Source organism: Pseudaestuariivita atlantica, from assembly GCF_001205715.1.
Taxonomy (GTDB): domain Bacteria; phylum Pseudomonadota; class Alphaproteobacteria; order Rhodobacterales; family Rhodobacteraceae; genus Pseudaestuariivita; species Pseudaestuariivita atlantica.
In genome coordinates this window covers 65546-80273 of the sequence record NZ_AQQZ01000006.1, presented here as the reverse complement: position 1 = coordinate 80273, position 14728 = coordinate 65546, and the positions used below count along the sequence as shown (strand labels likewise).

The window sequence follows — 14728 nt, the reverse complement described above, 5'->3', positions numbered from 1 at the left end:
GCGATCCTTCGTTAGTGTCGGTGATAAACTATGGCCCGCAAGGCCGGGCTTCAAGCGGCATCAAGCGCGGCCTGCACCGCGTCCATGAACGCGCCGATATCGCGGCCCGCAACAAGAGCATGATGCACCTGCACCGAAACAGCCATGTCGAACCCGTCACCCTTGGGCACGATCTTGCCCCATGCAAGGCGCGGCACGCAGTCGTCGCTGTGTGGCATCGCGTTGTCGAGCGCGGTGAAATCGAGCCACGGCAGGCAGGAGGCGAAGGTCACGCAGGGCTTGCCCGATGTGGGGTCGAGCGACCCGCTGCGGCGCACGGTTTCGATGACCCCGGCCGCATGCGCATCGAAAGCCGCCCGGTCAGGCGTCCAGTCGAAATAGCCATAGGCGAAGCTGCCGTCATCCAGCGCGATGGGAGGAGAGATCTGCACCTCGTCATGCAGCGTGACCACGTCGCCCTCGAACCGCAGGCGCATGGCATCGACCGAAGCGAGGCCCGCGCCAAGCGCCCACAGGACCCCGCGAAATGGCGACCCGCCGCGCTTTTTCAACGCTGCTGCGTCAAGCCGCGTGGTGATCGCGTAATGTGGTCTGTCGAAGGTCCGGAAGAACCGGAATTGCTGGGTCCCCGGCCAATCGTCGAAATCGATCCTCCGGGAAGCCATCAGCCGACCGCGTCGGCGAACGCGGTGCGGTAGAGCCTGGCAAGGTCAGAGAGAGGCGCGGCGCTGTTGCCCAGCCTCACATCCGACCCGCCGAACCGACCGACGGTGATGATGGGCACCCCTGCCTGCGACGCCTCGATCATCAGCTCTTCGGCCTTGTCGAACCCGCAGGCGACAAGGTAGCGGCCCTGGTCCTCGCCGAAAAGCTCGGCATTGGTGGATGCGTCCAGCGTCACGCCGACGCCCGCCGCCTCGGCCAGTTCGAACGCCGCAAGCGCCAGCCCGCCATCGCTGAGGTCGGTGCAGGCGGTGATCATGCCACGGTTGGCGCGGATGAAGTCGCCGTGGCGCTTTTCGGCGTCCAGATCGACGGGCGGGGCGTCGCCTTCGACCCGGTTGAAGACCTCGGCCAGCAGCGCGGATTGCCCCAGGTGCCCGGCGGACTCCCCGACAACCAGCGCGACATGGCCCTCGCGCACGTCGCAGCCGATCACGTCCTCGCCCGATGCGAGCAGACCAACCGCGCCGATGGTGGGGGTCGGCAGGATCGCCTCGCCATCGGTTTCGTTGTAAAGCGACACGTTGCCCGACACGATGGGCATGTCGAGCGCCTCGCACGCCGCGCCGATCCCCCGGATCGCGCCGACGAACTGGCCCATGATCGCGGGCTTTTCGGGGTTGCCGAAATTCAGGTTGTCGGTCGTGGCAAGGGGCAGGGCGCCGGTGGCGGTGAGGTTGCGGTACGCTTCGGCGACCGCCTGCTTGCCGCCTTCGACCGGGTTGGCCTTTACATATCGCGGCGTCACGTCCGAGGTGAACGCCAGCACCTTGTCGGTGCCGTGCACCCGCACCAGCCCCGCGCCCAGACCGGGGCCGCGCGCGGTGTCGGCCATGACCTGGCTGTCATATTGTTCGGTCACCCACGTCTTGGCGGCATAGTTGGGCGATCCGATCAGGGCCTTCAGCGCGTCGATCGCGTCGACCTCCGGCACGTCGCCCAGCGGCTCGGCCTCGGGCGTCGGCTCCCACGGGCGGTCGTATTCCGGCGCGGTGGAGGCGAGTTTCGAGAGCGGCAGATCGGCCTTCACTTCGCCGTTGTGGCGGATGAAGAAGCGGTCTTCGGCGATGGTTTCGCCGACGATGGCAAAGTCGAGGTCCCACTTGTCGAAGACGGCCTTGGCCTCGGCCTCAAGCTCGGGCTTCAGGACCATGAGCATGCGTTCCTGGCTTTCCGACAGCATCATCTCGTAGGCGGTCATGTGCGCCTCGCGCTGCGGGACCTTTTCGAGGTCGAGCGCGATGCCAAGCTGGCCCTTGTCACCCATCTCGACCGCCGAACATGTGAGGCCCGCCGCGCCCATGTCCTGGATCGAGATCACGGCACCGGTCGCCATCAGTTCCAGCGTCGCCTCCATCAGGCGCTTTTCGGTGAAGGGGTCGCCGACCTGCACGGTGGGGCGCTTTTCCTCGATATCCGCGTCGAATTCCGCCGAGGCCATCGTCGCACCGCCCACGCCGTCGCGGCCGGTTTTTGCGCCAAGGTAGACGACCGGCATGCCGACGCCCGAGGCAGCGGAGTAGAAGATCTTGTCACTGTCGACGAGGCCCGCGGCAAAGGCGTTCACGAGGCAGTTGCCGTTATAGGCCGGGTCGAAGCGGACCTCGCCGCCCACGGTGGGCACGCCGAAGCAGTTGCCGTAGCCGCCGACGCCCGCCACCACGCCCGCGACAAGGCTGCGGGTCTTGGGGTGCGACGGTTCGCCAAAGGACAGCGCGTTCATCGCCGCGATGGGGCGCGCGCCCATGGTGAAGACGTCGCGCAGGATGCCGCCCACGCCGGTTGCCGCGCCCTGGTAGGGTTCGATGTAGGACGGGTGGTTGTGGCTCTCCATCTTGAAGACCACGGCCTGACCGTCACCGATATCGACGATGCCCGCGTTTTCACCGGGGCCGCAGATCACCTGCGGGCCGGTCGTGGGCAGAGTGCGCAGATGCAGTTTCGAGGATTTGTAGGAGCAATGCTCGTTCCACATGGCCGAGAAGATGCCGAGCTCGGTAAAGGTCGGCTCGCGCCCGATGATGTCGAGGATGCGATCGTATTCGTCCGGCTTCAGGCCGTGGGCTTCGATCAGGTCGGGCGTGATGGCAGGTTCTTGCATGGGTGGCGGCGTCCCCTTCGTCGCGGTTGCGCGGTTCATACGACAGGGGCGGGCCGGGGGAAAGGCGGTTCGGGACGGCTTTTGCCCTGACCCTTGCCGTTTCGCCAAACGCCGCAAACGCGTATCCGCGATCCGCTTGCGATTTGACGTGTTCCGGCGACGAAAGACCTGACCTGCGGGCAAAAAAAGGGCCGGGGCTAAGCCCGGCCTAAGTCCAACAGGGAGGTATGAAGTAGGAGAGCAACGCCCGTCCTTGCTTCATAGTTCCAATTAGGTCGCCATTGCTTACGCATCAAGCACAACCGACGATTTTTTGCGCAAGGCCGGTATGCGTCAGGCGCATAGGTAGGAAGCCAGCGCTTTGCCGAAGGGGTGTTGTTAGGTCCCGTGGCGACGAGCTATGCGCGCGGTCGCCCGTCAGGCGAGCCCTTTCTCCCGCGCGGACTTGCGGTAGGTGATGATCTCGTCCTGCACGAAGTCGCGGAAGGCGTGGATGCGTTTGGAGTGACGCAATTCCTCGGGGTACGCGAGGTAGACGGGGACCTCGTTCGATTCCACGTCGGGCAGCACGCGTTCGAGTTGGGGGAAATCCTCCACCACGTAATCGGGCAGGACCCCGATGCCGATGTCGTGGATCACCGATTGCAGGACGCCGAAATAGTTGTTCACCGTCAGGTGCATGGGCACGTCCTGCGTCAGCAGCATCTGGATCAGCGCCACGCCCGCGCCCACCTGCGGTGTCGCGGGGTTCTGGCTGATCAGGCGGTGTTTCGACAAATCGCTCAATCGCTCCGGCCGTCCGACCCGGTCAAGGTAGGTAGGCGTTGCATAGAGGCGCATCCGGACCGACATCAGGCGTTTGCGGATCAGGTCGGCCTGGCTCGGTTCCTTCATGCGGATGGCCACGTCAGCCTCGCGCATGGGCAGATCCAGAACGCGCTCTTCGAGGTTCAGGTCGATCTTGAGGTCGGGATACTTGGAATAAAGCTGCATCAGGCGCGGGGCCAGCCACAGCGATCCGAAGCCGATGGTGGTGGTCACCCGCAATTCGCCGAAAACCTCCTCCTCGCTGTCGCGGATGCGCGCGGCGGCGGTGTCGACCCGGCGCGACATGGCCGAGGTGGCATCGAACAGCAATTCACCCTGTTCAGTCAGGATCAGACCGCGCGCGTGGCGGTGGAACAGCGTGGTGTTGAGCGATTCTTCGAGAGCGCGAATCTGCCGCGAGACCGCCGATTGAGACAGGTGGAGAGTGTCACCGGCATGGGTGAGCGATCCCGCATCGGCGACCGCGTGAAATATTCTTAGCTTGTCCCAGTCCATGCGCGACCCGTCCGAATCCTTTGCCCTCGCTTATACGCAATTTACGTGTCGTGATGCGACAGGTCCGGGATCAAACAAGATTTTACTATGCGGGTCAGCAACTGTGACCTATCATCGTGCTATCCTGTCGTGCAAATAGGGAGGCGTGCATGACCGCTCGGGTCACACTGGACGATCGGTTCGATCTGACGAAATCCCCGGTACTTCTGAACGGCACGCAGGCGCTTGTGCGCCTGATGCTGGCGCAGGCGGCGCGGGACAAGGCGGCGGGGCTGAACACGGCGGGTTATTGCACCGGGTATCGCGGGTCGCCGCTGGGTGCGGTCGACATGCAGATGCACCGCGCGGCCAAACACCTTGCCGCCGCCAATGTCCGCTTTCAGGAAGGGCTGAACGAAGACCTCGCCGCCACGGCGCTTTGGGGGTCGCAGCAGGCCGAATTGCGGGGCGAGGGCAAGTATGACGGTGTCTTCGGCCTCTGGTACGGCAAGGGGCCGGGCGTGGACCGGTCGGGTGATGTCTTCCGGCACGCGAACATGGCGGGCACCTCGTCCTATGGCGGGGTGGTGGTGGCGATGGGGGACGACCACACCGGTGAAAGCTCCACCGTGCTGCACCAGTCCGAATGGGCGCTGATCGACGCCTACATGCCCATCGTGTCGCCCGCGGGCGTGCAGGAAATCCTCGATTACGGGCATTACGGCTACGCGCTGTCACGATTTTCGGGCCTGTGGGTGGGCCTGAAGACGATGAAGGACACGGTGGAGGCAACGGCGGTCGTGAACGGCGACCCGCATCGTTTGCAATTCGTCACGCCGGACTTCCCAATGCCCGAAGGCGGGCTGAACATCCGCCTGATCGACACGCCGCACGCGCAGGAAGCGCGCATGATCGACCACAAACGCTTCGCGGCGGAGGCATTTTCACGCGCCAACCGCATGGACAGGCGCGTCTGGGGCCGTCCGGGCGCGAAGATCGGGTTCGTGGCGGCGGGCAAGAACTGGCTCGACCTGTGCCACGCGCTGGCGCTGCTGAACATCGACGAGGCAGAGGCCGAACGGCTGGGCATCACCACCTACAAGGTCGGGCAGACTTTCCCGCTGGACATGGCGGGCTTCCACGACTGGGCCGAAGGGCTCGACCTGATCGTGGTGGTCGAGGAAAAGCGAAAACTGATCGAGATCCAGATCAAGGAGGCGCTGTTCGACGACAACCGCTACCGGGTCTATGGCTGGTACAAGGGCGGTGCGGGCGGCATCCACCGTGAAGAGCTGTTCCCGACGCGCGGGGCGCTGGACCCGGTGTGGATCGCGTCGAAGCTGGGCGAGATCCTTGTCGAGGAGGGGCGGGAGACCGACGGCATCCGCGCCGGGATGGCCGCGCTGGACGAGGCCCGCCGCGCCGACAACGCGCCGGACATCGCGGCCCGGCTCCCCTATTTCTGCGCGGGCTGCCCGCACAACTCTTCGACCAAGGTGCCGGAGGGCAGCCGCGCCTATGCGGGCATCGGCTGCCACTACATGGTGCAGTGGATGGACCGGGAGACGACCGGGTTCACACATATGGGCGGCGAGGGCGCGAACTGGATCGGGGAAGCGCCGTTTTCCAACCGCGCGCACGTCTTCCAGAACCTCGGCGACGGCACCTACAACCACTCGGGCGTGCAGGCGATCCGCGCCGCGCTCGCTGCCGGGACCAACATCACCTACAAGATCCTCTTCAACGATGCCGTCGCCATGACGGGCGGCCAGCCGAACGAGGGCGGGCTGTCACCCCAGCGCATTGCGCGGGAGTTGCAGGCGATAGGCGTGGGCCATGTCGCGCTGGTCTATGACGAGAAGGAAGACATTGATCTCAATGACTTCCCGTCCGGTCTTGATGTGCACGAGCGGGCCGAACTGGACAGCGTTCAGAAAACCTGCGCCGCCGTCGAAGGCGTCAGCGCGATCATTTATGTCCAAACCTGCGCGGCCGAAAAACGCCGCCGCCGCAAGCGCGGGCTGTTCCCCGATCCCGACAAGCGCGTCTTCATCAACACCGATATCTGCGAAGGTTGCGGCGATTGCGGGGTGCAGTCGAACTGCGTCGCCATCACGCCGGTCGAGACCGAGTTCGGGCGCAAGCGCGCCATCGACCAATCCGCCTGCAACAAGGATTTCTCCTGCCTCAAGGGGTTTTGCCCGTCCTTCGTGACCGTCGAGGGCGGCACACCCAAGAAGGCCGCGACCAAGGCGCTGGACCTGCCGATCCTGCCCGACCCGGAACTGCCGCAGATCAACGGCACGCATAACGTCATCATCACCGGCGTCGGCGGCACGGGCGTCGTGACGCTGGGCGCGGTGCTGGCGCAGGCGGCGCAGATCGACGGCAAGGGCGCGGGCATGATGGAGATGGCGGGCCTCGCCCAGAAGGGCGGCGCGGTGCATATCCACCTGCGCCTCGCCAACCGCCCCGAGGACATCAACGCGATCCGCGTCGCCACGGGAGAGGCGGATGCGCTGATCGGAGGGGACCTTGTCGTGTCGGCCGGGTCCAAGACGCTGGGCCTGACGTCTTCGGGCCGGACGGGGGCGGTGGTCAACAGCCACGAAATCGTGACGGGTGAATTCACGCGCAACACCGAATTCCGTATTCCGCAGGCGGACTTGCAGGTCTCTCTTGAAGCGCGCCTGCGTGATCGGCTGGACCTGTTCGACGCCACCGACCTTGCCAAGGCGACGATGGGCGACTCGATCTTTTCCAACATGATGGTGCTGGGCGGCGCGTGGCAGCGCGGGCTTTTGCCCCTGACGCTTGATGCGATCCGGCAGGCCATCGAATTGAACGGGGCTGCGCCCGAAAAGAACCTCCGCGCGTTCGAAATCGGCCGCTGGGCCGTCCTCTTCCCGCAAGAGGCGCAGAATCTGCTGGAGCCGAACGTGATCGCGCTGCCGAAAACGCTGGACGAGCGGATCGCTTTCCGCGTGGCGCATCTGAAGCAGTACCAGTCCGGCACCTATGCCCGCCGCTATGCCAAACGCGTTGCCGAGATCAGCGATCCCGAGCTGAAGGAAACCGTTGCCCTCAGCCTGCACAAGCTGATGGCTTACAAGGACGAGTACGAGGTCGCCCGCCTTCTGTGCCAGACCCGCGCCAAGGCCAAGGCGGCGTTCGATGGCAAGATCGACCTGACCTATCACCTCGCCCCGCCGCACAAGTCGAAACCGGGGCCCGATGGCCGGCCGCAGAAGGTGGAGTACGGAGCACGCAGCGTCTGGACCTTCCGCCTGCTCAAACGCTTCAAGCGCCTGCGCGGCACGCCGTTCGATCCCTTCGGCTACACCGCCGAACGCCGGATGGAACGGCGGCTGATCAAGGAATACCTTGCCGATCTGCGCAAGATCTCCGCCCATGACAGCCCCGCCACGCGCCCGCTGATCCGCGAGCTTCTGGCCCTGCCGATGCAGATCCGCGGCTTCGGCCCGGTCAAGGCCGCAAATGCCGAAAAAGCGGGCAAGCGGCGGGCGGAACTCTGGGCCGAGATCACCTCTGGCGGCACGGTGACGCAAGCCGCCGCCGAGTAGTGGACGCGCCGCCCACGGGCACTTATATCGACGCCACGCAAGCGGGCGAGGAAAGCCATGCACAAGGACGGCCGTGCCACTCGGGACATCTCGTATGCCTATTCGGCCGAGACGAAGGCCGGTCGTGCGATGATCCGGGTGCTGGAAAACACCACGGGCCGGATGCGCCTGATCCGCCGCGCCAGGGGGTACGAGCGCGAGGTCGCCGAGGGCCGTGATTTCTGGGAAGTGATGGTCGAACGCTATGGCCTGACGCTCGACGTCGTGGGCGGGTCGCTGTCGAACATCCCGCGCACCGGGCCGGTCATCCTGATCGCCAACCATCCCTACGGCATCCTCGACGGGATGATGCTGGGTTACGTCCTGTCGAAAACGCGGGGCGATTTCCGCATCCTCGCGCACCAGATTTTCCGCAAGGCCGAAGAACTGAACCGGGTCATCCTGCCGATCTCGTTCGACGAGACCAAAGAGGCGATGAAGCTGAACCTCGAAACCCGAAAGACCGCTCTGGACTACCTCGGGCAAGGCGGGGCCATCGGCATCTTCCCCGGCGGCACGGTCTCGACAGCCCAGCGTCCCTTCGGCAACCCGATGGACCCCGGCTGGCGGGGCTTTACCGCGCGCATGATCGCCAAGTCCGACGCGCAGGTCGTGCCGATGTATTTCGACGGGCATACCTCGCGGCTGTTCCAGGTCGCTTCGCACCTGCACAGCACGCTGCGGCTGGGCCTGTTGATCAAGGAATTCAAGAAACGCGTGGACACGCCCGTGCGCGTGGCCATCGGGGAGCCGATTTCGCGCGACGTGCTCGACCCGCTTGCCAAGGACACGAAAAACCTCATGGATTTCCTGCGCAAAGCGACCTATGAGCTTTCGCCAACACCCCTGCAGTCCTATGACTACGGGTTCGAATTCGACGAAAGACGCAAGCACTGAACGCATGGCCGTTGGCATATTCGATTCCGGCCTGGGCGGGCTGACCGTCCTTGATGCCGTGCAGGCGCGCCTGCCCGAGGTGGACTTCGTCTATTTCGCCGACAGCGCGCATGCGCCTTACGGTGTGCGGGATGCCGATGACATCTATGACCTGACCTGCCGCTCGGTGGAGCGGATGTGGGAAGCGGGCTGCGACCTGATCATCCTCGCCTGCAACACCGCCTCAGCGGCAGCGCTGCGGCGGATGCAGGAAAGCTGGCTGCCGAAGGACAAGCGGGTGCTGGGCGTCTTCGTGCCGATGATCGAGGCGCTGACCGAACGCAACTGGGGCGACAATTCGCCCCCGCGGGAGGTCGCCGTGCAGCACGTTGCCCTGTTTGCCACGCCCGCCACCGTCGCCAGCCGCGCTTTCCAGCGTGAACTGGCCTTCCGCGCCATCGGCGTCGATGTCGAGGCGCAGGCCTGTGGCGGCGTGGTCGACGCGATCGAGGACGGTGACATGATCCTCGCCGAGGCGCTGGTGCGGTCCCACGTGGACGCGCTGAAGCGCAAGATGCCCGAGCCGCAGGCCGCGATCCTTGGCTGCACCCATTACCCGCTGGTGCAGGAGGTGTTCCAGGCCGCACTTGGGCCGGACGTGTCGGTCTATTCGCAGGCGAACCTCGTCGCGGCCTCGCTCGCCGATTACCTCGACCGGCATCCCGACATGCTGGGATCGGGTGAGGCGGCCTATCTCACGACCGGCGATCCGGCGCGGGTGAGCGACCGGGCCACGCAATTCCTCCGACGAAAGATGACCTTTCAAGCTGCTTGAACATCGTCTTTCAACTTACGGAAAACAAACATGACTTACAAAATCGCTATCTTGGGCGCCTCGGGCTATACGGGCGCTGAACTGGTCCGGCTGATCGCCGGGCACCCGCAGATGGAGATCGCGGCGCTGGCGGCCAATTCCAAGGCCGGCAAGACCATGGCCGAGGTCTATCCGCACCTGCGCCATCTCGACCTGCCGACGCTGGTGACCATCGACGAGATCGACTTTGCCGGCATCGACCTTGTCTTCTGCGCCCTGCCGCACAAGACCTCGCAAGAGGTGATCAAGGGGCTGCCGAGGGACCTCAAGATCATTGACCTTTCGGCCGATTTCCGGCTGCGGGATCCTGCGGATTATGAAAAGTGGTACGGCAACCCGCATGCGGCTGTAGAGCGGCAGGCGGACTCGGTTTACGGCCTGACCGAGTTCTACCGTGACCAGATCGCGGGCGCGTCCTTCGTCGCGGGCACGGGGTGCAATGCCGCCACCGGCCAATACGCGCTGCGGCCCCTGATCGAGAAGGGCCTGATCGACCTCGACGACATCGCCATCGACCTGAAGGCGGGTGTGTCCGGGGCGGGGCGGGCCTTGAAAGAGATCCTGCTACACGCCGAACTGTCCGAGGGGCTGCATCCCTACTCGGTGGGCGGGACGCACCGGCACCTGGGCGAGTTCGACCAGGAGTTTTCCGCCATCGCCGGGCGGGACGTAAGGGTGCAGTTCACGCCGCACCTCGTGCCGGTCAACCGGGGCATCCTCGTCACCGTCTACGTCAAGGGCGACCCGGAGGCGATCCACGGCGCGTTGCGCGATGCCTATGCAGACGAGCCGTTCCTCGTGGTGCTGCCGTTCGGCGAACAGCCCGACATGCGGCACACCCGCGGATCGAACTTTTGCCATGTGGGCGTGGTGGGCGACCGGATCGCCGGACGGGCGGTGGTGTTTGCCGCTCTCGACAATTTGTGCAAAGGCTCCTCTGGACAAGCGCTCCAGAATGCCAATCTGATGTTGGGACTGGACGAGACGACGGGGCTGATGGGCGTGCCCCTTTACCCGTGAGGACGCGATGAAGGGACTGAAGAAGCAACGACGCATCCAGGTCATCCTCGTGGCGGTCGTGGCGTTGATCGCCTCGACGGCCCTGATCGGTTACGCGATGCGCGACGGCATCAACTTCTTCCGCTCTCCCAGCCAGGTGATCGCCGAACCGCCGGGTCCTACGGAAGTGTTCCGCATCGGCGGGCTGGTCGAGGAAGGCTCGATCACCCGTGGTCAGGGTGAGCAGATCTCGTTCCGCGTGACCGATGGCGGCGCGGTGGTGCCGGTCACCTTTACCGGCGTCCTGCCTGACCTGTTCGAAGAGAACCAGGGCATGGTCGGCACGGGTCGCTACGTGAACGGTGTCTTCCAGGCCTCTGAAATCCTTGCCAAACACGACGAGACCTACATGCCGAAAGAGGTCATCGACGCGCTGAAAGAACAGGGCGTCTACCAGGAAGCCGACAGCTAGGCGCGCACGGGCTGTCAGCCTCCCGTTAACCACTGCATGGGCAGCTTTGGCCCCGAGCAGTGGCAACCGGGGGTGACCCATGAAGGACGTGCGAACCATCGCCGAAGAGATCGTGGCGCGCGAAGGCGGTTACGTGAACGATCCCCACGATCCGGGCGGGGCGACGAATTACGGCGTGACGATCCACACGATGCGGCGGCTGGGGCTGGACCTGAACAGCGATGGCCGCATCAATGCCAGCGACGTGCGGATGCTGACGCGCAAGCAGGCCGTCAACATCTTCATCACGCATTACTTCGTGGAGCCGCGCATCGCCGACCTGCCGGAGGCGATCCAGGCGACGGTGTTCGACATGTACGTGAACGCTGGCAGCAACGCGGTGAAGATTTTGCAGCGGCTGCTGGGGCAGATGGGGTTCAAGGTCGCCGTCGATGGCGTGATCGGGCCGCTCACCGCCGCCGCCGCCCATGCCGCGTATGACGCAGCGCCGGATCATCTGGCCGATGCCTACGGGATCGCGCGGCGCAACTATTACTTCGCGCTGGCCGACAAGCGCCCGGCGAGCCGCAAGTACGCGCGCACGCGGGCAGGCGGCAAGGGCGGCTGGATCCGCCGGGCGGAGGAATTCCTGTCACCCCGGTTCCACATGACGCAGGCGCAGTTCGACGAAAGGGTGCGGGCATGGGGATGATCGGACGGATACTGGATGCGCTCTTCGGATCGGGCAACGTGATCAAGGAAACGGCGGAAGTCTTTCGCGTGAATGCCGAAGCCGACGCCGTCCGCGCGGTCAGCGTGCAGGGGCAGGCGCTGAACCAGTTCGGCATGGAGTTCGCCTTTTCCCGGCAAAGCCTGTTCGACCGGCTGATGGACGCGATCAACCGCATCCCGCGCCCGGCGCTGGCGCTTGGCACGATCGGGCTGTTCGTGGCGGCGATGTTCGACCCGGTCTGGTTCGCCGAACGCATGACCGGCATCGCGCTGGTGCCCGAACCGCTCTGGTGGTTGCTGGGCGTGATCGTGAGTTTCTATTTCGGCGCGCGCCACCAGGCCAAGGGGCAGGCGTTTCAGAAGGAGCTGGCGCAAACGCTGAGCCGGGTGCCGCAGGTCGTCAACTCGCTCGACATGCTGCGCGAATTCGATGCTGACACACCGAGCGTTGCCGAAACCGGGACGGATGCAAACCTGACGATGGGAACGATCACCCCGGCGGGCAATGCCGCGCTGGAGGATTGGGCAAGACACCGCGCATCCTGAGCGCCCCCGCGACAAAGTGATACAAAGCTCGCGCCGATTGCGATTGGCGCGGGTCGGTCAACGCATTATCCTATGCGCATGATCACAGAACTCGGCCACTTCGCGCTTATCCTCGCTTTCCTCGTCGCCATCGTCCAGACGGTCGTGCCCCTTGTCGGGGCGCACAAACGCTGGGCGTCCTGGATGGCGGTGGCGGAACCGGCGGCAACGCTGCAATTCCTGCTGACGGCTTTCGCCTTTGCCGCGCTGATGTATGCCTTCATCACCTCGGATTTCTCGCTGCGGCTGGTTGTGCTGAACTCCCATTCCGCGAAGCCGATGCTTTACAAGATCAGCGGGACATGGGGGAACCACGAAGGCTCGATGCTGTTGTGGGTGCTGATCCTGACGCTGTTCGGCGCGTCGGCCGCGTGGTTCGGGCAAAGCCTTCCGCCGACGCTGCGGGCACGGGTGCTGGGCGTGCAGGCGGCCGTTGCGGTTGCGTTCTTCGCCTTCATCCTGCTGACCTCGAACCCGTTCCTGCGGCTTGTCGTGCCGCCGTTCGACGGGGAGGACCTCAACCCGCTGTTGCAGGATCCGGGCCTCGCCTTCCATCCGCCGTTCCTCTACCTCGGCTATGTCGGGTTGAGCATGGCGTTTTCCTTCGCCGTCGCCGCGCTGCTAGAAGGCCGGGTGGACGCGGCATGGGGGCGCTGGGTGCGTCCGTGGACGCTGGCGGCGTGGGTGTTCCTCACCATCGGGATCGCGCTGGGGTCGTGGTGGGCCTATTACGAACTGGGCTGGGGCGGGTTCTGGTTCTGGGACCCGGTCGAAAACGCCTCGTTCATGCCGTGGCTTCTGGCGGCCGCGCTGCTGCACTCGGCCATCGTGGTCGAGAAGCGGGAGACGCTCAAGGCGTGGACGATCCTGCTGGCCATCCTCGCCTTCGGCTTTTCGCTGATCGGGACGTTCATCGTGCGGTCGGGTCTTCTGACCAGCGTGCACGCCTTTGCCAATGACCCAGAGCGCGGGGTGTTCATCCTTGGCATCCTCGCCTTCTTCACCGGCGGCGCGCTGGTGCTGTTCGCGATGCGGGCGGGGGTGATGGAGGCCAAGGGCGTCTTCAGCGTCGTCAGCCGCGAAAGCGCGCTGGTGGTGAACAACGTCCTGCTGGCGGTGTCCGCGTTCATCGTCTTCGTGGGTACGATGTGGCCGCTCTTGGCCGAGATGTTCTTTGACCACAAGCTGAGCGTCGGCCCGCCGTTCTTCAACATCGCCTTCACCCCCATCTTCCTGATTCTCGGGGCCGTGCTGCCCATCGGGGCGATCCTGCCGTGGAAACGCGGCCGGATCGGGCGGGCGATGCGGTCGATGCGGGTCGCGCTGATACTGGCGCTGGTTTTCAGCCTTGCGACGCTTGTCTGGGCCATCTCCACGGGCCGTTCGGCGCTGGCACCCATCGGCATGTTCGTCGGGGCGTGGCTCGTCTTTGGTGCGCTGACCGAGTTGTGGCTGCGCACCGGCAAGAGCGGCGCCGCGCGCCTGCTGCGCCTGCCGCGTGCGGACTGGGGCAAGGCCCTTGCGCATGCCGGGCTGGGCATCACGTTCATCGGTGTTGCCGGTCTGACCGGCTGGCAGGTGGAGGATATTCGCGTCGCCGAACGGGGCGTCCCGTTCGAGGTGGGCGCGCATACGGTCGAACTGGTGGACGTGACGGACTTGCAGGGACCGAACTTCATCGCCACGCGGGCGGAAATCATCCTCAGCCGGGGTGGCGAGGAGATCGCGCGCCTGTTCCCGGAAAAGCGCATCTACCCGGTGGCGCAGATGCCGACGACCGAAGCGGCGATCGACTCTCGCTTCCTGCGCGACGTCTACGTCGTGATCGGTGACCCGCAGCAGAACGGCGGCTGGACGGTGCGGACGTGGATCAAGCCGCTCACCGGCTGGATCTGGGCGGGCAGCATCCTGATGGCGCTTGGCGGCTTCGTCAGCCTGAGCGACCGGCGGTATCGCGTCGCTGCTGGCGCGCGCAAGGTGGCCTCTTCGGCGGCGGTGCCCGCGGAATGAGGCGGATCGCGTTCATCCTGATGATGTTGCTGGCCGTGCCTGTGGCGGCGGTCGAACCGGAAGAGATGCTGGCCGACCCGGTGCTGGAAGCGCGGGCACAGGCGCTTGACCACGAGTTGCGATGCGTGAAGTGCCAGTCCGAAAGCATCGCCTCGTCCAATTCCGACTGGGCGCGGGATGCGCGGGTGCTGGTGCGCGAACTGCTCACCGAGGGCATGAGCGACGAGGAGGTTGTCGACTTCTTCGTCGCCCGCTACGGCGATTTCGTGAAGATGCGGCCGGACGCGGACGGGGCGAACCTGATCCTCTGGGCGTCGGGGCCGCTGATGTTGCTGATCGCCGGCGGGCTGGCCTTTGCCTTCCTCCGGGGGCGCGCGCGGGCGACGCCACAACAGGCAGGTGCCCTGAGCGAGGACGAGGAAGCGCGCCTGCGCCGAATTCTCGAAGAGTGA

12 protein-coding genes are annotated in these 14728 nt (G+C 65.3%); 9 read left to right on the top strand and 3 right to left on the bottom strand.

The features are described from left to right. Positions 1-50: 50 nt before the first annotated feature. The 3 genes from ATO11_RS13775 to ATO11_RS13765 all read right to left on the bottom strand — a co-directional run bounded on the left by ATO11_RS13775 (position 51) and on the right by ATO11_RS13765 (position 4147). Positions 51-665, bottom strand: a complete 615-nt coding sequence (locus ATO11_RS13775) for a CatA-like O-acetyltransferase (RefSeq protein ID WP_050531484.1) — start codon at positions 663-665, stop codon at positions 51-53. After that, positions 665-2824, bottom strand: coding sequence for a phosphoribosylformylglycinamidine synthase subunit PurL (purL, locus tag ATO11_RS13770; RefSeq protein ID WP_050531651.1), 2160 nt, complete (start codon positions 2822-2824; stop codon positions 665-667). Before purL ends, ATO11_RS13775 begins: the two co-directional genes overlap by 1 nt. 417 nt (positions 2825-3241) lie before the next feature. Beyond that, on the bottom strand, positions 3242-4147 hold the full coding sequence (locus tag ATO11_RS13765; RefSeq protein ID WP_050531483.1) for a LysR family transcriptional regulator: 906 nt from the start codon (positions 4145-4147) through the stop codon (positions 3242-3244). Positions 4148-4296: 149 nt separating this feature from the next. On the opposite strand from ATO11_RS13765, the gene ATO11_RS13760 reads away from it, so the two are divergent. From ATO11_RS13760 to ATO11_RS13720, 9 genes are all read left to right on the top strand, one after another. Further along, the gene (locus tag ATO11_RS13760; RefSeq protein WP_050531482.1) at positions 4297-7710 is read left to right on the top strand and encodes an indolepyruvate ferredoxin oxidoreductase family protein; all 3414 of its coding nucleotides are present in this window, start codon (positions 4297-4299) and stop codon (positions 7708-7710) included. Between the two features lie 57 nt (positions 7711-7767). Continuing rightward, complete coding sequence (locus ATO11_RS13755) at positions 7768-8646, top strand: lysophospholipid acyltransferase family protein (RefSeq protein WP_050531481.1); 879 nt, start codon at positions 7768-7770, stop codon at positions 8644-8646. Between the two features lie 4 nt (positions 8647-8650). Continuing rightward, entirely contained in the window at positions 8651-9460 is an 810-nt protein-coding gene (locus ATO11_RS13750; RefSeq protein WP_050531480.1) for a glutamate racemase, read from the top strand. A gap of 30 nt (positions 9461-9490) precedes the next feature. Next, positions 9491-10519 carry an N-acetyl-gamma-glutamyl-phosphate reductase gene (argC, locus tag ATO11_RS13745; protein ID WP_050531479.1) on the top strand — a complete coding sequence of 343 codons (1029 nt, stop codon included), beginning with the start codon at positions 9491-9493 and terminating at the stop codon, positions 10517-10519. Between the two features lie 7 nt (positions 10520-10526). Next, entirely contained in the window at positions 10527-10970 is a 444-nt protein-coding gene (gene ccmE, locus ATO11_RS13740) for a cytochrome c maturation protein CcmE (RefSeq protein WP_050531478.1), read from the top strand. A gap of 79 nt (positions 10971-11049) precedes the next feature. Continuing rightward, positions 11050-11661: a holin-associated N-acetylmuramidase gene (locus ATO11_RS13735; RefSeq protein WP_050531477.1), complete on the top strand. Its 612-nt coding sequence runs from the start codon at positions 11050-11052 to the stop codon at positions 11659-11661. After that, positions 11652-12227 (top strand): holin family protein, encoded by a 576-nt coding sequence (locus tag ATO11_RS13730; RefSeq protein WP_050531476.1) that lies wholly within the window; start codon positions 11652-11654, stop codon positions 12225-12227. Before ATO11_RS13735 ends, ATO11_RS13730 begins: the two co-directional genes overlap by 10 nt. Positions 12228-12305: 78 nt before the next feature. Continuing rightward, positions 12306-14276: a heme lyase CcmF/NrfE family subunit gene (locus ATO11_RS13725; protein ID WP_050531650.1), complete on the top strand. Its 1971-nt coding sequence runs from the start codon at positions 12306-12308 to the stop codon at positions 14274-14276. Continuing rightward, on the top strand, positions 14273-14728 hold the full coding sequence (locus ATO11_RS13720; RefSeq protein WP_050531475.1) for a cytochrome c-type biogenesis protein: 456 nt from the start codon (positions 14273-14275) through the stop codon (positions 14726-14728). The genes ATO11_RS13725 and ATO11_RS13720 overlap by 4 nt, the downstream gene beginning before the upstream one ends.

Bases quoted from the DNA above. Each gene is read 5' to 3' on its own strand.
- ATO11_RS13765 (WP_050531483.1), bottom strand. From the start codon at position 4,147: ATGGACTGGGACAAGCTAAGAATATTTCACGCGGTCGCCGATGCGGGA.
- ATO11_RS13775 (WP_050531484.1), bottom strand. From the start codon at position 665: ATGGCTTCCCGGAGGATCGATTTCGACGATTGGCCGGGGACCCAGCAA.
- purL (WP_050531651.1), bottom strand. From the start codon at position 2,824: ATGCAAGAACCTGCCATCACGCCCGACCTGATCGAAGCCCACGGCCTG.
- ATO11_RS13750 (WP_050531480.1), top strand. From the start codon at position 8,651: ATGGCCGTTGGCATATTCGATTCCGGCCTGGGCGGGCTGACCGTCCTT.
- ATO11_RS13730 (WP_050531476.1), top strand. From the start codon at position 11,652: ATGGGGATGATCGGACGGATACTGGATGCGCTCTTCGGATCGGGCAAC.
- ATO11_RS13755 (WP_050531481.1), top strand. From the start codon at position 7,768: ATGCACAAGGACGGCCGTGCCACTCGGGACATCTCGTATGCCTATTCG.
- ccmE (WP_050531478.1), top strand. From the start codon at position 10,527: ATGAAGGGACTGAAGAAGCAACGACGCATCCAGGTCATCCTCGTGGCG.
- ATO11_RS13720 (WP_050531475.1), top strand. From the start codon at position 14,273: ATGAGGCGGATCGCGTTCATCCTGATGATGTTGCTGGCCGTGCCTGTG.
- ATO11_RS13735 (WP_050531477.1), top strand. From the start codon at position 11,050: ATGAAGGACGTGCGAACCATCGCCGAAGAGATCGTGGCGCGCGAAGGC.
- argC (WP_050531479.1), top strand. From the start codon at position 9,491: ATGACTTACAAAATCGCTATCTTGGGCGCCTCGGGCTATACGGGCGCT.
- ATO11_RS13725 (WP_050531650.1), top strand. From the start codon at position 12,306: ATGATCACAGAACTCGGCCACTTCGCGCTTATCCTCGCTTTCCTCGTC.
- ATO11_RS13760 (WP_050531482.1), top strand. From the start codon at position 4,297: ATGACCGCTCGGGTCACACTGGACGATCGGTTCGATCTGACGAAATCC.